This window comes from Streptomyces paludis (genome assembly GCF_003344965.1).
GTDB classification, from domain to species: domain Bacteria; phylum Actinomycetota; class Actinomycetes; order Streptomycetales; family Streptomycetaceae; genus Streptomyces; species Streptomyces paludis.
The window spans coordinates 8,086,154-8,103,371 of sequence record NZ_CP031194.1 but is presented as its reverse complement, the minus strand read 5'-3'; the positions used below and the strand labels follow the sequence as shown (position 1 = coordinate 8,103,371).

The window sequence follows — 17,218 nt, the reverse complement described above, 5'->3', positions numbered from 1 at the left end:
AGCGCGTTATATCGCGGAGGTGGCCTATCCTGGAACAGCGCACCACGGCGCACCCCGCACGTCGCACGCACGCCGTACCGAGCCGTACCGAGCAGGAGGACGTCATGACCGCCGCGGACACCGCGCCCACCGGACTCGCCCAGGGCTGGTGCGCGCTCTCGCTGCTGCACAGCAGGATCGAAGGACACATAGAGCGCGCGCTCCAGGCCCGGCACGACCTCAGCGTCCGCGAGTACTCGCTGCTCAACGTCCTCAGCCGGCAGCACGACGGCGACGGCGGCCATCTCCAGATGAAGCAGGTCGCCGACGCCGTCGTGCTCAGCCAGAGCGCCACCACCCGCCTGGTCACCCGGCTGGAGGACCGCGGCCTGCTCGCCCGGTACCTGTGCCCGACCGACCGGCGCGGGATCTACACCGAGGTCAGCGAGGCGGGCCGGGAGCTGCTCGCGCTCGCGCGGCCGACGAACGACACGGCGCTGCGCGAGGCCCTGGACGCGGCGGCACGGATCCCCGAGCTGGCGCCGCTGGTCAGGACCGTGGAGGCGGGCCCGGGTCCGGACGCCACTCCGGCCTGACGGGCGCCGCCCGTCGCGGGCTCACACACGTGGCCGAAGTAGCAGCCCACGCGACGCGGAGAGCCGGACAGAAGCCCTCTTCGGGCCCCTGTCCGGCTCTGTCTGTCACGTACATCTTCTGCTGCGGGTCCGGGCCGGGCGTCCGGCGGACCTACGGGGTCAGCTGTCGTGCTTCCCGTAACGCCGCTCGAACCGCTCCACCCGCCCCGCGGTGTCCACCACGCGTCCCTTGCCGGTGTAGAAGGGGTGACTCGCGGAAGAGATCTCCACATCGATGACCGGGTACGTGTTCCCGTCCTCCCACTCCACGCGCTCCGCCGCGTCGGCGGTCGAGCGGGTCAGGAAGGCGGTGCCCGCCGCGCGGTCGCGGTAGACGACCGGACGGGAGACGGGGTGGATACGAGGCTTCACCGTTCTCTCCCTCCTTACGACGGAGATCGTCTCCGTCAGGTAGGTACGCCCGTATAACACGGCGCCCACCAGCGGCATTCCCCGCGCCGCCGGTCACCCCGGCAGGGGACACTGGGAGGACGGGCCCCGCTCACGGAGCCCTGAGCACCGGAAAGCGAGCGGCCCACATGGGTGAGTTGATCTTGATCAGGCACGGTGAGACCGACTGGTCCCTGTCCGGCCGGCACACCAGCTACACCGATCTGCCGCTGACCGGGCGCGGCGAGAGCGAGGCCCGCTCGCTGGCTCCGCTGCTGGCGGAACGCCGTATCGGTCTCGCGCTGGTCAGCCCGCTGGCCCGGGCCCGGCGCACCGCCGAGCTGGCCGGTCTCGACCGGCAGCGGATCACTCCCGGGCTGCACGAGTGGAACTACGGCGGCTACGAGGGCGTCACGACGGCCGAGATCCACCGCACGCGCCCCGGCTGGAACCTGTGGACCGACGGGGTCACCCCCGGCCGCCCCGAGCAGCCGGGCGAGAACCCCGAGGAGGTGGGCCGGCGCGCCGACCGGGTGCTCGACGAGGCACTGGAGGCGCTGCGCTCCGCGGACGACGATGTCGCGCTCGTCTCGCACGGCCACTTCCTGCGGGTGCTCACCGCGCGCTATCTGGGGCTCGCGCCGGCCGCCGGGGCGCTGTTCCAGCTCGCCACCGGCACGCTGTCCCGGCTCGGCACGGAGCACGACCGTCCGGTGATCACTGGCTGGAACCTAGGGCCTGTCTGACAAATCCCGCCTGGCTCGCGACGCCTGGCACGCACGCTCGCGGCGTTGTCGGGATCACCCCAGTACGTCCAGTACTGGGGCGACCCTCCGCCTTGCGATCGCACGCACCAGACGCCGCGAGCCCCGCCCTACGGGCGGACGGCGCTATTTGTCAGACAGGCCCTAGCGCTCCCCGAGAGCGTGCGGGACCCCGAGCCGCGGCCACGGCAGAACGTGGCCTGATCACCACATGGCCTGATCGCGCCTGCCGCCCGCACCCACCGCACGCAGTTCACACAGCGGGGCGCCGGCCCGGGGAAATCCACCGGACCGGCGCCCTGCGCGCTCTGCCGTACGAGAGGGTCAGGCGGGGGTGATGTTCTCCGCCTGCGGGCCCTTCTGGCCCTGCGTGACCTCGAAGTTGACCTGCTGGCCCTCCGTCAGCTCACGGTAGCCCGTGGCCGCGATGTTCGAGTAGTGCGCGAACACGTCCGGACCGCCACCGTCCTGGGCGATGAAGCCGAAGCCCTTTTCCGAGTTGAACCACTTCACTGTTCCGCTGGCCATGTTGAGTCTCCGTTTCGAGGGACGCTGAGGCTCCCCGCACGGTGCGGGGAACCGGAGGTGATCGCCCTGGTCCGCAGAGACGCTGAACAGCACAAACGCCCGCAACGGCACGTCACGGGCGAGCGGTACTTCGGAACCACGACAGCTGATCAAGACGCTACATGGCGCGACGCGATACAGCCACAGAAACGACCAACTCTTGCCGTCGCGCCGCCCGATCGGAGCGGCGAACGGCTCCCCGCCTCCCGTTCGCCGCTCCCGCCCGCCGTCGCCCCGCCGGGCTCCCCCGGATGTGCGTGTCTACCAGTGCGGGTGGACCGAGGCCCGCAGCCGCCGGTCGTACAGCTCCTGTACGGCCTCCAGCACCGGCGCGGTCAGCGGCGGCAGTCCGGCGGCGGCGCTGTTGGCGCGGACCTGGGCGACGGAGCGCGCGCCGGGGATGACGCTGCTGACGCCCGGCTGCTGGATGATCCAGCGCAGCGCGGTCTGCGCCGGCGTGGCGCCGCCGGCCACCAGCCCGGCGAACTCGGCGGCCGCCGCGAGCCCCGTCCCGTAGTCGACACCCGAGAAGGTCTCCCCCCGGTCGAACGCCTCGCCGAGACGGTTGTACGCGCGGTGGTCGTCCGCGGCGAAGACCGTCTCCCCGGTGTACGTCCCGGACAGCAGCCCGGAGGCGAGCGGCACGCGCGCGATGATGCCGACCCCGGCGGCCCGGGCCGCCGGCAGCACCTCTTCGAGCGGCTTCGTCCGGAACGGGTTGAGGATGATCTGCACGCTCGCGACCCCGGGCCGGGTGATCGCCGTCAGCGCCTCGGCGCAGGTCTCGACGCTCACCGCGTAGGCCCCGATCCGCTCCTGCGCCACCAGGGTGTCGAGCGCGTCGAAGACCTCGTCGGAGGAGTAGACGGACGAGGGCGGGCAGTGCAGCTGGACGAGGTCGAGGGTGTCCACCCCGAGGTTGGCCCGGGAACGGTCGTTCCAGGCGCGGAAGTTGTCCAGTACGTAGTTCTCGGGGAGCTGCTCGGCGCGCCGGCCCATCTTCGTCGCGACGTACACCCCGGCGTCCGGCCGGTCCTTCAGATAGCGGCCGATCAGCCGCTCGCTGCGGCCGTCGCCGTACACGTCCGCCGTGTCGAAGAAGGTGACGCCCGACTCGACGGCCGCGTCCAGGACGGCGAACGCGTCCGGTTCGGTCACCGCGCCCCAGTCCGCGCCGAGCTGCCACGTTCCCAGTCCGACGGCGGAGACCGCTCGCCCTGTTCTGCCCAAACCACGCTGCTCCATACGGATTAGATTAAGGGCAGAAAATAATTTTGCGGATGCTGCATTTTTGCATACTCTGCAATACGTGAACAGTGACGGTACGGTCCCGGGGCTACGGGAGCGCAAGAAGCGGGCCACCCGGGCGGCGCTGGCGGAGGCCGCGGTGCGGCTGGCCGCAGAGCACGGCGCCGAGAACGTGACCGTCGAGGCGATCAGCGAGGCGGCCGGTGTCTCGCCGCGTACGTTCTTCAACTACTTCGAGTGCCACGACGACGCGTTCGTCATGCTCGACCCGGAGGCCGGGCAGCGGATACGGCGCGCGGTGCGCGAGACGCCCGCCGGCCCGCCCGCGCTCGCCGTCGTCCGCGACGCCATGGCCGCCGAACTCAGGGATGTGGAGGAGCAGCACGAGATCTGGAGCCTGCGGGCCAAGGTGCTCCAGCGCTCCCCTCATCTGCTGGTGCGCGGCCTGGGGCTGCACATCGCCGAGGAGGTTCTGCTCGCCGAGGCGATCGCCGACCGGCTCGCCGGCGGTCCGGTGCCCGACGGCCGCCCGGCGGAGCGCGCCGGCTCCCGGGCCGGCGCCGACGGCCGCGTCGAGTGCGGCCCGCTCGAATCCTCCGGCCTCGGTCTCTACCCGAGACTGCTCGCCGCCGTCGCCACCACCGCCGTCCGGGTCGCCGTCGAGCACTCGTTCGCCCAGGGGCGGCCCGGCACGTTCTCCGGCATCTTCCGGCGCGTCTTCGACCAGTTGGCCGCCGGCCTCGCGGAACCGCCCACCGGCGGCTGAGTCCGCAGTGCCCCACCGCTTTTCGTCTTGAGAGAAGAAGGACACGTGAGTTCAGCTCAGGCGCCCGAACAGGCGCCGCCCTCCATGACCAACCGCCAGATACTCCAGGCGATGTCCGGGCTAATGGCGGGGATGTTCGTCGCCATCCTGGCCGGCACCGTGGTGGCCAACGCCCTGCCCCGGATCATCGCCGACCTCAACGGCAGCCAGTCCGCGTTCACCTGGGTCGTCACCTCCGAGCTGCTCGCCATGACGGCGACCGTGCCCCTGTGGGGCAAGCTCTCCGACCTCTACAACAAGAAGCTGCTGCTCCAGCTCTCGCTGGCCCTGTTCATCGTGGGCTCCCTCCTCGCGGGCTTCTCGCAGGGCGTGGGGCTGCTGATCTTCAGCCGGGTCGTCCAGGGCATCGGCGCGGGCGGGCTGACCGCCCTCGCGCAGATCGTCATGGCGGCCATCGTCCCGCCCCGCAGGCTGGGCAAGTACGCCGGGATCTTCGGAGCCGTCATCGCCGTCGGTACGGTCTCCGGACCGCTCATCGGCGGGGTCATGGTGGACACCTCCTGGCTCGGCTGGCGTTGGTGCTTCTTCATCGGCGTACCGTTCGCGCTGGCCGCGATCCTGCTGATCCAGCGCACCCTGCGGCTGCCCACGACGCGCCGTGAGGTGAAGATCGACTACCTGGGCGCGTTCCTGATCGTCGCGGGCGTCAGCGCGCTGCTCATCTGGACCTCGCTGGCGGGCAACAACTTCGACTGGCTCTCCTGGCAGACGTTCGCCCTGACGCTCACGGGAGTCGCCCTGCTGGGCGCCGCGGTCTACGTGGAGGCCCATGTCCCCGAGCCGGTCATCCCGCTGGACATCTTCCGCAACCGGACGGTCAGCCTCACCACCGTCGCGAGCCTGCTGGTCGGTCTGGCCATGTTCGGCGGCACCGTCTTCCTCTCGCAGTACTTCCAGATCTCGCTCGGCAAGTCCCCCACCGTCGCCGGTCTGATGGGGCTGCCGCTGATCCTCGGGCTGCTGGTCTCCTCGACCGTCGCCGGACAGCTCATCAGCTCCACCGGCAAGTGGAAGATCTATCTGATCGTCGGCGCCGTCACCATGACGGCGGGGCTGGGCCTGCTGGCCACCATCGACGCCGGTACGGGCTTCACCCTGCTCAGCGTCTACATGGCCATCCTCGGTATCGGCGTCGGCCTGCTGATGCAGAACCTGGTCCTCGTGGCGCAGAACGACGTCCCGGCCGCGGAGCTGGGCGCCGCCACCTCCGTCCTGACGTTCTTCCGCAGCATGGGCGGCACGATCGGGACGAGCGTGCTCGGCGCGATCCTGGCCAACCGGGTCTCCGCCGAGATGAGCAAGAGCCTCGGTGACGCGGGCGGCGCGGCCTCCGGCGGCTCCGGCGGGCACGCCGTGCCCGACATGTCGCAGCTGCCCCCGGCGATGCGGGACATCGTGGAGCACGCCTACGGCGTGGCCACGGCCGAACTCTTCCTGGTCGCCGCGCCCATCGCGGCGTTCACGGTGCTCGCGGTGGTCTTCCTCAAGGAGAAGCCCCTCAAGACGACGAGCGGCATGGAGCGGCTCGCCGAGGAAGCGGCGGAGAAGGCCGCCGCCGAGGACCTCCCCGTCAAGGCCACCCCGGTGGGCTGAGCGAGAGCCACGCCGTACGCCCCGGCCCCGGCCGCTCCCCCGTCAGGGAGCGGCCGGGGCCGGTCGCGTTGCGGTCAGTGGTCGTCCCAGTGGCCCTCGTGCTCGGCGTGGCGGTGTCCGTCGTGCACATAGTCCACGTGGTCGCCGTGGGGCACCGCCACATGGCCGCAGCCCGCGCCGTGCCGGTGGTCGTGGCCGCCGTGCGGGGCGTGGCCGCCCGGCTCGCACTCGTCGACGTGGTCCTCGTGGACCTGGTGCAGATGCCCGTCGTGGACGTAGTCGACGTGGTCCTCGTGCGGGACGGCCACATGGCCGCAGCCCGCGCCGTGCTCGTGCGCGTGGTTCGGGTGGGGTGCGTGCGCGGTTGTCGTCATGGTTCCCTCCAGTTGCCTCGGCAGGCGGTGACACCCGGTCGTTCCGGGTGCTGCTGGCCTGATTTCGCCTCCGTAACGACGAACCGCCGACGGCGTCACCGTCCGGTACGGCATTCGGGTGCGACCATCATTTGGTAATGATGTTCATGTCGGGCGCCCGCTCGGGAGCGTCGCCGTTCGCGGCCCGTTCCTCGACGATGTCGAGATAGGAAGCGGCGCGCGCCGCCGCGACGGCGCGGTGGCCCGGCGCCACCCGTTCCAGGGCGCGGCGCCGGGAGCGGCGCGTGAGCAGTTCGACGCCGATCGGGGTCTCCGCCGACTCCAGGAAAGCGCGGGCGCGGCGGCGGGCCCGGTGGCGCAGGACCAGGCAGAAGCCCACGGCGACAAGGAAGTTGACCGCGACCTTGACCGCGAGGCCGCCGGCGGAGTCCAGCACGGGCGCGTCGAACAGCGCGTGCATGCCCATGGCCGTCAGGACACAGGCGGCGGCCGGTACGAGCCGCCGGCGCACGGGCCGGTCGCTGTGCGCGAACAGCACACCGGCGCCGGTCCCGGCGACGGCGCTCATCGCCCAGTGCGAGCCGAGGCCGGTCAGCAGGACCCGGGTGGTGAAGGACTGGGTGACCTCGGTGACACCGTTCACCCCGCCGCCTGCCAGGATCGCGTTCATCGCGTACGTCCAGTTCTCCACCGCCTGGAAGCCGAGTCCGGTGAACGCGCCGAGGAAGAACCCGTCGAGCGGGCCCCGGATCAGCCGGCGGGCGACGAGGGCGATCAGGACGACGCCGGAGAACTTGAGGAGTTCCTCGTTGAGCGGCGCGGTGAGCGCCGCTCCCCAGCGGGAGCCGAAGCCCACTCCGGCGGTCTTGGCCCAGATGGACTGGAGCCCGTCGTTGGCGACGAGGGCGCACGCGGTCGCCGCGGTGGCTCCCCAGGCGACCCCGCTCCACGCCCAGGCGCGCGGCGGATCGCGGAACGGCCGGACCCGGGCCAGGGCCGCCTTGCCCACGACGACCGTGAACAGCAGCAGGACGAAGGCGAGCAACGCGAGATCGGGGAAGACCCGGACGACGGCCGCGAACTCGAAGGCGACGAAGGCGCAGCCCGCCAGGCACAGTACGGCGCAGAGGCAGCCGACCGGCCACCGGCGCAGGGAGCCGCGTACCGCCGTGTACGCCGAGGGCCGCGCCGGCGCGACGACGGGCCTCACGGGCCCTGCCGGGGGAACGACACGCTGTGCGCCAGCGCCGTGGCGGCCCGGACCGCGCCGGCCCCGGCGTCCGGCCGTGCCAGGACGGTGATCTCCACGGCGTAGCCGCCGCCGGGCGGCAGCCAGAGCGTGGCCGTGCCCGTACGGCCGTCCCTGGTCAGCGTCCCGGTGCGGCCCCGGGCGCCGGAGCGCGCGACGATCGCCCGCGGCGCGCCGAGCCGGCTGCCGCCGTCCGCGACGGACTGGACCCGGCGCAGCCCCGCCCACAGCTCGCCGGGCCCGGCGGCCTCGGTGAGTCCGACGTACACGGCGGCCACCTCGACCCCGGCGCGGGTCAGCACGTACGAGGAGCCGGCGTCGCTGCGCGACTTGCTCAGCGACCAGCCGTCGTCGGCCACCCGCAGCAGGGCCGGATCGGGGCCCAGCTCCAGCACGGCGCCGCGCGGCAGCGGCTGACGGTCGTTCAGCGCCCGGTCGATCAGCTGCCAGCCGGCCGTCAGCGCGGCCATGACGAGCACGACGACGGCGACGACCGGCGCCGTCCGCCGGGGCGGATGTCCGGTGTCCACCGGCCGGCAGTCCCTTCAGGGGTCGTGGCGCAGCGGGGTGAGCTGCTCGATGTCGTAGCGCACCCGGAGATCGGCGATCGCCGCCGGGTCCGGGGCGCCGCCGTCCTTGAGGATGTCGAGCAGCTCCTCGAAGTACCGCTCGTGGTCGGAGGGCGGGGACGCCTGGAAGAACATCTTCACGGGCTGTCCGGTCCGGTTGGCGAACGCGTGCGGACAGCCCGGCGGTACGACGATGACGGTGCCGGGGGTGGCCCGTACCGCCGTCAGGCCGGACTCGGACTCCCAGTGGCGCCAGTCGTCGGTCCGTACCCTCGGTTCGAAGGCCAGTACGTCCAGTTCGCCGTCGAGTACGTAGAACAGCTCCTCGCTGCGCACATGCCGGTGGGCGCCGACGTCGAAGCCCGGCGGCACGATCACCTCGAAGCTGGAGGAGACCCGGGAGTGCTCCCCGGTGACCTTGAAGGTCACCTGCTGGGCCGGTGTGCGGATGGTGTTGCCCCCGCCCGGGGGGACGATCAGTCCCTCGGGCCGCGCCAGCTGGGTCATTCGGTCTCCTGGACGGTGAGTGGGTGGCGGCCGGCCGGTGCCCGTTCGGCGCGCGCTCATGATCGCCCCGGCCGGACCGGGCGCGAAGGACCCGCCGGAGTGTGTCGCGGCGGGAGCGGGCTCCGGCCCGGACCGCCCGGACCGAGCACCCCGCACGCCCCGCGTACGCCGCGCACCCGGCTCAGCTCACCCGTTCCGGGCTGCGGCCCGCGCCGGTCAGGATCTGGCGGTCCCTCATGGCGGCGCTCACCGCGCCCCCGGAGGAGGTCCAGCGTCCCAGCGCCATCTCGGCGGTGATCCCGGGGCCGAAGCCGGCGACGATACCGCGCGCGCCGTCGCCCACGGCGCCCTCGTCGAAGAGCCTGCGCACCGCGTCCAGGACGACCGCGCTGGCGATGTTGCCGTACTCGGTGAGGGTGCCGCGGCTGAAGCGGAACGCCTCGGGCGGCACCGCGAGGAAGTGGCTGAGGTCGTCGAGGATCCGGGGGCCGCCGGCGTGGATGATGTAGAAGTCGAGCCCGGTGGCGTCCCAGCCGTGCTGGTCGGCCATGGTGCGCAGGGCGGGCGCCAGCGGTTCCATGGTGGTGGGCACCCGCTTGTCCAGCAGGAAGTGGAAGCCGGTGGCACGGACGCTGTAGGCGATCCAGTCCGTGGTGTCGGGCACGAGGTGGGAGCCGTTGCGCTCCATCGTGATGCCCGTGCCGCCCTCCCCCCGGACGACGGCGGCGGCGACCGCGTCGCCGAAGAGTCCGTTGGAGAGCAGCGAGCCGACACCGAGGTCGGTGGGCTGGTAGCAGAGCGAGCAGAACTCGCACGCCACGATGAGGACGTTCGAGCCGGGGTACGCCCGGCAGAAGTCGTGCGCCCGGTTGATGGCCGCGCCGCCCGCCGCGCAGCCGAGCTGGGCGATCGGCAGCTGGCGGGTGTGGCCGGGGAACCCCATCGTGTTGATCATCCAGGCGGTCAGGGACGGCATCATGAACCCGGTGCACGAGACGTACACGATCATGTCGATGTCCGCGGGCCGCAGCTCGGCGTGGTCCAGGGCGCGCCGCACGACCTCGGGCACCCGGGCCTTCGCCTCGGCCTCGTAGAGCACGTTCCGGTCCTCGAAGCCGGGGTGTCTGAGCGTCTCCTCGATGGGCTGGACGATATGGCGCTTGGTGACACCGGTGTTCTCGATCAGCCGCAGCGCGAGGGGCAGTTGCGGGTGGTCGGCGTGGAGCGAGCGGGCGAGAGCGAGTGTGTCCTCCATGGTGATCACATGTTCGGGAACCGAGACCGCGGGTTTACACAGAGTCGCCACGACACGCTCTCCTTCATTGGTGTTCACTGTGAACTGCGGCCCACACTCACGGATGGCCCACCACCCCGCAACCCGGGACGGTCCGCTGGAAGAGGGGGGTACGGGCTCCCCGGCGGGCCCTCCGGCGAGCGGTGCGCGGCCCGGGCGCGGCAGCTGAGGGAGCGTCCGGGCCGCCCGGTGCGACTACGGAACGTAGGGGAAGGTCGGGGCCGTATCGTCCGTTCAGGGGGTGCCGGGCGGGCCGCGGCGCACAGAGGTGTGACACGGCGGTACGGAGGAGAGCGCGGGAGGACGCGAGCGATGATCCTGTTGACCGGTGTCACCGGCACCGTCGGAGGGCTGGTGGCGCGGCGGCTGCGCACCGGCGAACCGGTCCGGCTGCTCGCCCGCGACCCCCGTCGAGCCGCGGCCCTCGCGGGTCCCGGGACCGAGGTGGTGGGCGGCGACTTCGGCGATGCCACGAGTCTGTCGGCCGCGCTGACCGGTGTCAGGGCGGCGCTGCTGGTGACGGCCGATCCGCTGGCCCCGGAGCACGACGAGCGGTTCGCCGCCGCGGCGCGCGCCCGGGGCGTGCGCCATGTGGTGAAGCTGTCCGCGCGGGCGGTGGCCGAGCCGGACGCGACCGATCTGATCACCCGCTGGCAGCGGTCCTGCGAGGAGGTGCTGCGGGCGTCGGGGATCGGCTGTACGTTCCTGCGTCCGCGGTCCTTCATGTCCAACACGCTGGGCTGGGCGCGGTCGATCCGCGCGGAGGGGGTCGTGCGGGTCTTCGACGGGGCCTCGGCCAACGCGACCGTGGACCCGCGCGACATCGCGGACGCCGCCGCGCTGTCGCTCACCGGCCCCGCCCCCGGTGCCCCGGGCCGGGCACACGCCCTCACCGGACCGGCCGCCCTGGGCGCCGCCGAGCAGCTCGCCGTCCTCTCCGATGTACTGAACCGCCCGCTGCGTCTGGAGCCCCTGGACCGTGACCAGGCCCACCGGGCCCTGCTCGCCCGCTTCCCGGCTCCGGTGGCGGACGCCCTGATGGAGAGCGCCGTCCGGCAGGGCACCGGCGCGAAGGCGGGCGTGGAACCGGATCTGACGCGCCTTCTGGGCCGCCCGGCGACCCCGTACCGCGTCTGGGCCCGGGACCACGCCCGGGCGTTCGGCGCGCTCTGAGCGCGCCGCGGTGGCGATGAGCTGAGTAGGTGTACTCATCCGGCCGGCCCAGGCCGCTGCCTATCGTCACGAATGTCAGCTCATCGGACAGTACGGCGGCGGGACAGCGGGGGCGGGATCATGGGGCGTGCACGACAGCGATGGTGGCCGGGCGGCGCGGTCGGCGGGGTGCTGGTGTGCGCGGTCGCGCTGGCGCTCGGCGGCTGCGGCGTGGTCTCCACGAAGAGCGACCGGCAGCTCGCGGAGAAGGCGGCCGGGGAGCACTACCCCGGGCTGCTCGACGTGGTCGCGGCGCGCACCCTGTTCCCGGCGGCGGCCGGGTCCGAGATCACGTTCTCGCTGGCCGACGACCCGGACGCGGCCGTGACGCTGCGGGTCGACGCCGAGGCCGGCGGCTGCGGCGGCGAGGAGTGCGGCGCCCGGCTGGCCGAGGCGATCGCGGCCGGCCGGCAGCGGGCCGAGGCGCTGCGCGCGATGCGGGCCGCGTTCGCCGGGTGCGGGTACGAGGTCGTCGGGGTGCGCCCCGGTGGTGGTACGTGGACCCCCTGGGTGGTCGCGGAGCCGGCCAACGCCACGGTCACCCGGATCCTCGCGGACCTCGGGACATGTGTCGCGGCCTGGGCCCCGGACGCCACCGGGTCGGTCTCCGTGCACATCGCCGCCCCCGAGGCGGCCGCCGCCCTGCCGGCCGGGAACACCGCGCTGCCCACCGTGCTCCGGCTGTCCGGCGGCGAGCTGCTGGCCGCGCTGGCCGGGCGGCCGTACTACACCGCCTCGTACACCGTGCGCGACGGCCGGGCCGATCCCCGCTCCGGGCGTGCCTACCTCAGCAGGCCCTACGCGGACGGCCGGGCGTTCGACAGCACCGTGACGGAGGCGGTCGGTGCCTGGCTGCGCTCCGTCGAGCCGTCGGCCGAGCCGGGCACGGCCTCGGGGATCTGGTGGCTGAAGCCCGGGACCGTCGACCGGATGACCGGTCATGTGACGTTCTGCGACGCGCCCCGGGCGGACGGACGCCGCTGCGCGGGCGATCACGCGGTCGCCCTGACGGTCGATCCGCGGGGGAATCCGGTCGGAGAGCCGCGGATCATCCGCGACGTACGAGGGCCGGACGGGACGCTCCGGCTCCCCGAGGAGCCCTGAGCCGGGGAGAGGTCAGCCGGGAAGATACGAGCCGGGGAGAGGTGAAGCGGGGTCAGGTGTGCGGCGGGCGCTCCCGGGCGCCCGCCGCGATGCCGTGCGGCGCCGCCGCGTCGATCGCCGCCAGATCCTCGGCGCCGAGGTGGATCTCGGCGGCCTCCGCGTTGTGTTCGAGGTAGGTGCGCCGCTTGGTGCCGGGGATGGGAACGACGTCCTGGGCCAGCAGCCAGGCCAGCGTGAGCTGTGTCGGGGTGACGCCCTTGGCCGCGGCCAGCTCGGTGACCTTGTGGACGACCGCCAGGTTCGCCGCGATGTTCTCCTCGGTGAACCGGGGCAGCCCGCGGCGGGCGTCGTCCGGGGCGAGGTCGTCGCGACGGGTGATCTTCCCGGAGAGAAAGCCCCGGCCCAGCGGGGAGAACGCGACGAACCCGATGCCCAGTTCCCGTACCGTCGCCAGCACCGTGTTGTGCTCCACGTCCCGGCTGAACAGCGAATACTCCGACTGGAGCGCGGTCAGCGGATGGACCGCGTGGGCCCGGCGGATCTGGTCGGGGGTGGCCTCCGAGAGCCCGATGTGGCGGACCTTCCCGGCCCGGACCATCTCGGCCATCGCCCCGACGCTCTCCTCCACCGGCACCCGGGGGTCGACGCGGTGCAGGTAGTAGAGGTCGATGACATCCGTACCGAGATGGCGCAGCGAGCGGTCCACCGCGCGGTGCGCGTACGCGGCACCGCCGTTGAGCCCGTGGGCCGTGCCGTCGTCGTCGAACTCGGTGGCGAACTTCGTGGCGAGGGTGATCTCGTGACGTCGTTTGCCGAGGGCGCGGCCGATCAGCTTCTCGTTCTCGAACGGGCCGTACGCCTCGGCCGTGTCGATGAAGGTGACCCCGATGTCCACGGCCCGGTTGAGCGTGGCGACGGCCTCCCGCTCGTCGCGCGGGCCGTACCAGACGCTCATGCCCATCGCGCCCAGCCCCTCGGCGGAGACGGTGAGGCCCTGCGATCCGAGTGCCACGGTTTTCATGAGGGGAACGCCCTTCCGCTCGCGGTGAACCGGTCTCGCGCCCGTCGCTTCAACGTACCGCCGCCGCCCGGGGGCCGCCCGCGCTACACCCGGCCCCTGCGGGCCGTGGACACCGCCGAGGCCGCCGCGCCCACCGCGATGCCCGCCACGATCAGGGCGATGCTCACCGCGGTCTCGTACCCGTCGAAGAGGTCGTTCCGTGACACCACCGACCAGAGCCTGAACCAGCCGCCGGTCAACTCGTACAGCACGCCACCCACTCCTTGGGAGAGCAGAAGAAAGGACAGGAATCCGAGGAAGGTCTTCACCCGTGAAGGCTAGAAACGGCTTGTCAGGAGCCGCAATCGGCCATCGGCAGCGAGCGGGCCGACCAAAGTATCGGGCGGGCGCGGGACGCCCCGTTCCGAAGTCGCCGCGATCCGGATGTCCGCCCGCCGGGTCACGCCGCCGACCGTCACCGCCAGCGTGACCCGGCCGGGGCGCAGCGCGGTGAGGATGCCGGTGGCCGGGTCGAAGACCGCCGTGTGGTGCGGGCGGGCACCGCTCCGGGAGCCGATACGCAGGGAGCGGGAGCCGGTCCAGTCGGCGCTGAGCGGGAAGGCCGCCGGTACCGCCCGCGCGTCCGCGCCGGTCCCCTGGGTGACCGTCGCCGTGACGCGCGCGTCCGCGCCCGCCGCCAGGACCGGCGGCGCCGTCAGGGTCAGCCCGTCCGTGTGCGCCCGCGTCTGTACGGAGAGCCAGTCGGGCCCGCCGCGCCACGGCCGCAGCCGCGCGTCCGTCCACCGCGCACGGGTCACCCGGTCCACCCCGACCAGCGACCAGCCCGTGAAGCCGCCCCGGCCGGCCGGTCCCGCCGGGGCCTTCCCCGCGTTGCCGTTGACCAGATACGGCACCCCGTCCACCCGCGAGGCGTCGAACACCCCGGCGTGGCCGCCGATGAGGGCGGCGCCCTTGCCCGTCGTCCGGCGGAAGTCCGCGAGCCACCGCTCCAGCAGGGCCGCCTCCTTGCGGTCCCCCAGCTCACTGGCCCGCTGTCCGGTCGGATCGCGCGGCGGTACGTGGGTGACGACGAGGACCGCGCCCACCCGGTCGTCCCGGACCGCCGCGTCGAGCTGGTCGCGTACCGCCCGGATCTGGGCGAGACCGCCGCCGCGCAGGGTCAGCCGGGAGGTGTCGAGCGTCAGGAGCCGGGTGCCGCGGTGGTCGAAGACCCGCTGGGCGGGACCGAAGCGCGCCACGAACCGGTCGATGGAACCGCCCATCACCTCGTGGTTGCCCGGTACGTAGTACCAGGGCAGCGCGTCCCCCAGCTCCGCCGTCAGCAGGGCGTGGGCGAAGTCGAGGTCCTCGGGCGCGCCCTCGTCCACGAGATCGCCGTTGACGATCAGGAAGTCCGGCTTCGCCGCCCGGATCTCGCGCAGGGTGCGGCGGGCCCGCGCCACGATCGCGCTGTCCGGGTCCCGGGCGACGAACTGCGCGTCGGACATCAGCGCGAACCGCCAGTCGCGGCTCGCCGTGCGGGCCGCCGTACCGATCAGCGGACCGGCCGGGCGGTCCGGTCCGGGCAGTTCCACGGCGGGCGGTACCCACGCCGTCAGCTCGTCCACGGTGACCGCGCCGGAGTACTGGCGGTCGGCGGCGGTCTCCGCGAGATAGAAGCGCTCGATGCTCAGCGGCGCGGCGGCCACCGGGGGTACGGCGAACGTCACCCGCCGCCAGCCGGTCCAGGTGAGGTACGGGCCGCGCAGCAACTGGTCCGAGCCGGCCGCGTCCTTGAGGTGCAGCGTGGGCCAGGCGCCCCGGCCGTCTCCCTTGATCCAGAGCGTGAAGGACTGCGGACGCCCCGGCACCGGAAGCGGCCTCGGCGGGTACGCGTAGGCGGCGCGGTTGGCGGTGGACCGGGTGAAGTCGTACGTGAGGGTGAGCCCGGGGCCGGTGTGCCCGTCGGGGGTGGCCGACACCGAACCGGCCGCGCGCGCCTGGCGGAAGGTCCAGGAGGCCGCGTCGTCGAAGCCGGCCACCGGCCGCTCTTCGAGTCCGACGGTGACCGCCAGGACGGCCGTGACTCCGGCCACCGTCGCCGTGATCCGTCCCGCGCCGCCGGCCGGGGCCCGTACGGTGAAGGAACCGTGTCCGTCGTCGGCCACGGAGAACAGCGCGCGGTCGTAGTCGAGTGTGACGTCGGCGGGTTCGACCGGGGCACTGGCGCCGTGCGCGTCGAGACCGACGAAGCCGAAGGTGCCGGTCGCCGCCGCGTCGGCGAGGGCCACCCGCTCGGTGGTCGGCAGCAGCCGGGCGAGCGGGTCGAGCACCGTCAGCTCCGTACCGCCGCCGGCGGGCCCCCGCTCCGCGCGTACCTCCGTGGTGCCGCCGGTCCGCGCGGTGAACACCCCGCCGCCGTCGACCCGGCCCACCGAGGGCCGTACGACGCGCCAGCGCGGCGCTCCGGCCGCCGGTCCGTATGTCTCGTCGTAGCCCGTGGCGACGAGCCGGCGCGTCAGCCCGGGGAAGACCCGCTCCGGGTGGCCGCCCTTCACGGGGTCGGCGGTCGGCGCACCGGCCGGGGGCGTACGGGTCTCGACGCGGAAGCCCGCGAGGCGTCCGCCGCCGGCCGGGGCGGTGATGGCGAGCCCGTTGGGGACCGGGCGCTCGCCGCCGTCGGACGGGCTGTTCACGACGCTCAGGGCGGTGCCGCCGGGGGCGCGGGCGACGAGGGTGGCCGAGCCGCCGCCGTCGAGGTTCAGCGCGTTGTGGGCGCCCGCCCGGCGCATCATCAGCCCCAGCTCGGTCAGGGTGACCCCGCCGCTGTCGGCCTGCCGGCCGTCGACCGTGATCACCTGCATCAGGGAGCCGTCGCGGGAGAAGCCGACGGCGGTGCGCGACGCGGCGGTGTTGTTGCCCTCGCCCTCGTGGCGCTGGGCCACACCGTCCACCACCAGCAGCTCACGGCCGCCGACAGCGGTCCGGGGCAGCGGCCCGCCGTCGGTGCGCGGCCGGTACTCCAGCGCGACGGGGTCACCGGGCCGCAGCGCGGCGAGCGCCCGCGCGCCCGCTTCCCGGCCGATGAGGACGGTGGTGCCCGGCTCGACGGGGCCCGTGCCCGGACGGTCCGTCACGGACCGGACCCGGCCGTCCCGTACGGCCGCCTCGGTGACCGGGGCGGCCCGGTCCACGGTGAACGCGCGGTCGGCGGCGCCCCAGCCGGCCGTGTAGGCGCCGATACCGCCTGCGGGCACCCTGGCCGCGTTGTACGCGGCGAGCGGACGCGGGCCCGAGGGGAGCGTCACCGTACCGTCGAAGTAGAGCCGCAGGAGACGGCCCGCGTTCCCCGGGCCGATACCGACGGCCCGTTCGGCGCCCGCCCCCGCCGACTGGACGAGGCGGCCGGCCGCGAGGGCGGGGCCCTGCGGCGCGCCCGACTCGTTGATGGCGAAGAAGTCCCCGTTGATCGCGGCGACCGTACGGCGGCCGGGCCCCGGGTCGTGCCCGGCGGCGAGTTCCGAGACCGGGCGGCGGTCCGAGACGCGCCCCGTGGAGAGATGGTCGACGCCCGCGCCGGCCGCGAGATCCACGGCGAGGGTGTGCACGCGCAGCCACGCGCCGGCTTCGAGGCGGTCGTACGAGGTGAGCCGGACGCCGGGGGCGACGGGCCGGGAGGAGCGCGCGGTCTCGATCCCGTCGGCGCCGTCCTCGGCGGCCCCGGGGGCGCGCGGCGCGCCCGCGCCGGCGCTCGCGGGCGGCGGCGCGACCGGCCGAAGCGCCTCCGCCGCGCTCCGGGGCCGCGGGTCAACCCCGGAGTCGGCGACCGCGCCGGGGGCCGACGCGAGCGTCCCCGCCAGCAGCGCGGTCAGGGCCGTGGCCAGTACGGCGGTCCGCGCCACCAGCC

Annotated in this window: 17 protein-coding genes; 6 read left to right on the top strand and 11 right to left on the bottom strand. The window is 73.7% G+C overall.

Features of this window, described 5'->3' with window-relative positions; translation table 11 throughout:
• Window positions 1-104 precede the first annotated feature (104 nt).
• Window positions 105-575 carry a MarR family winged helix-turn-helix transcriptional regulator gene (locus tag DVK44_RS34975; protein WP_114664619.1) on the top strand — a complete coding sequence of 157 codons (471 nt, stop codon included), beginning with the start codon at window positions 105-107 and terminating at the stop codon, window positions 573-575.
• A gap of 159 nt (window positions 576-734) precedes the next feature.
• On the opposite strand, the gene DVK44_RS34970 is transcribed toward DVK44_RS34975, so the two are convergent.
• Window positions 735-986, bottom strand: coding sequence for a type B 50S ribosomal protein L31 (locus tag DVK44_RS34970; RefSeq protein ID WP_114664618.1), 252 nt, complete (start codon window positions 984-986; stop codon window positions 735-737).
• Between the two features lie 167 nt (window positions 987-1,153).
• Between DVK44_RS34970 and DVK44_RS34965 the strand changes: the two genes are divergently transcribed.
• The gene (locus tag DVK44_RS34965) at window positions 1,154-1,750 is read left to right on the top strand and encodes a histidine phosphatase family protein (protein ID WP_114664617.1); all 597 of its coding nucleotides are present in this window, start codon (window positions 1,154-1,156) and stop codon (window positions 1,748-1,750) included.
• Between the two features lie 342 nt (window positions 1,751-2,092).
• Here the strand turns inward: DVK44_RS34965 and DVK44_RS34955 are convergent, their stop codons facing one another.
• Together DVK44_RS34955 and DVK44_RS34950 are read right to left on the bottom strand one after the other, a co-directional pair.
• Window positions 2,093-2,296, bottom strand: a complete 204-nt coding sequence (locus tag DVK44_RS34955; protein WP_114664616.1) for a cold-shock protein — start codon at window positions 2,294-2,296, stop codon at window positions 2,093-2,095.
• A gap of 300 nt (window positions 2,297-2,596) precedes the next feature.
• A complete protein-coding gene (locus tag DVK44_RS34950; protein WP_114664615.1) occupies window positions 2,597-3,580 on the bottom strand; it encodes an aldo/keto reductase in 984 nt (327 codons plus the stop codon).
• A gap of 55 nt (window positions 3,581-3,635) precedes the next feature.
• On the opposite strand from DVK44_RS34950, the gene DVK44_RS34945 reads away from it, so the two are divergent.
• Window positions 3,636-4,349 carry a TetR/AcrR family transcriptional regulator gene (locus DVK44_RS34945; RefSeq protein ID WP_162794305.1) on the top strand — a complete coding sequence of 238 codons (714 nt, stop codon included), beginning with the start codon at window positions 3,636-3,638 and terminating at the stop codon, window positions 4,347-4,349.
• 84 nt (window positions 4,350-4,433) lie between these two features.
• A complete protein-coding gene (locus tag DVK44_RS34940) occupies window positions 4,434-6,002 on the top strand; it encodes an MDR family MFS transporter (RefSeq protein ID WP_181957687.1) in 1,569 nt (522 codons plus the stop codon).
• 74 nt (window positions 6,003-6,076) lie between these two features.
• Here DVK44_RS34940 and DVK44_RS34935 read toward each other — a convergent pair whose 3' ends face one another.
• The 5 genes from DVK44_RS34935 to DVK44_RS34915 form a co-directional block, all read right to left on the bottom strand.
• The gene (locus DVK44_RS34935; RefSeq protein ID WP_114664612.1) at window positions 6,077-6,376 is read right to left on the bottom strand and encodes a hypothetical protein; all 300 of its coding nucleotides are present in this window, start codon (window positions 6,374-6,376) and stop codon (window positions 6,077-6,079) included.
• A 127-nt stretch (window positions 6,377-6,503) separates the two neighbouring features.
• The gene (locus DVK44_RS34930) at window positions 6,504-7,586 is read right to left on the bottom strand and encodes a PrsW family intramembrane metalloprotease (RefSeq protein ID WP_228447504.1); all 1,083 of its coding nucleotides are present in this window, start codon (window positions 7,584-7,586) and stop codon (window positions 6,504-6,506) included.
• Window positions 7,583-8,155, bottom strand: coding sequence for a hypothetical protein (locus DVK44_RS34925; RefSeq protein WP_114664611.1), 573 nt, complete (start codon window positions 8,153-8,155; stop codon window positions 7,583-7,585). The genes DVK44_RS34930 and DVK44_RS34925 overlap by 4 nt, the downstream gene beginning before the upstream one ends.
• Window positions 8,156-8,170: 15 nt before the next feature.
• Window positions 8,171-8,701 (bottom strand): cupin domain-containing protein, encoded by a 531-nt coding sequence (locus DVK44_RS34920; protein WP_114664610.1) that lies wholly within the window; start codon window positions 8,699-8,701, stop codon window positions 8,171-8,173.
• Between the two features lie 181 nt (window positions 8,702-8,882).
• Entirely contained in the window at window positions 8,883-10,007 is a 1,125-nt protein-coding gene (locus DVK44_RS34915; protein ID WP_114664609.1) for a type III polyketide synthase, read from the bottom strand.
• A gap of 300 nt (window positions 10,008-10,307) precedes the next feature.
• Here DVK44_RS34915 and DVK44_RS34910 point away from each other — a divergent pair, with 300 nt between their 5' ends.
• The gene (locus tag DVK44_RS34910) at window positions 10,308-11,168 is read left to right on the top strand and encodes an NAD(P)H-binding protein (protein WP_114664608.1); all 861 of its coding nucleotides are present in this window, start codon (window positions 10,308-10,310) and stop codon (window positions 11,166-11,168) included.
• 120 nt (window positions 11,169-11,288) lie between these two features.
• On the top strand, window positions 11,289-12,311 hold the full coding sequence (locus DVK44_RS34905; protein ID WP_162794226.1) for an SCO7460 family lipoprotein: 1,023 nt from the start codon (window positions 11,289-11,291) through the stop codon (window positions 12,309-12,311).
• A 52-nt stretch (window positions 12,312-12,363) separates the two neighbouring features.
• Here the strand turns inward: DVK44_RS34905 and DVK44_RS34900 are convergent, their stop codons facing one another.
• The 3 genes from DVK44_RS34900 to DVK44_RS34890 form a co-directional block, all read right to left on the bottom strand.
• Window positions 12,364-13,332 (bottom strand): aldo/keto reductase, encoded by a 969-nt coding sequence (locus tag DVK44_RS34900; protein ID WP_114664606.1) that lies wholly within the window; start codon window positions 13,330-13,332, stop codon window positions 12,364-12,366.
• A gap of 83 nt (window positions 13,333-13,415) precedes the next feature.
• Window positions 13,416-13,640, bottom strand: a complete 225-nt coding sequence (locus DVK44_RS34895) for a hypothetical protein (RefSeq protein ID WP_114664605.1) — start codon at window positions 13,638-13,640, stop codon at window positions 13,416-13,418.
• 9 nt (window positions 13,641-13,649) lie between these two features.
• Window positions 13,650-17,213 carry a phosphodiester glycosidase family protein gene (locus DVK44_RS34890; RefSeq protein WP_408055424.1) on the bottom strand — a complete coding sequence of 1,188 codons (3,564 nt, stop codon included), beginning with the start codon at window positions 17,211-17,213 and terminating at the stop codon, window positions 13,650-13,652.
• Window positions 17,214-17,218 lie beyond the last annotated feature (5 nt).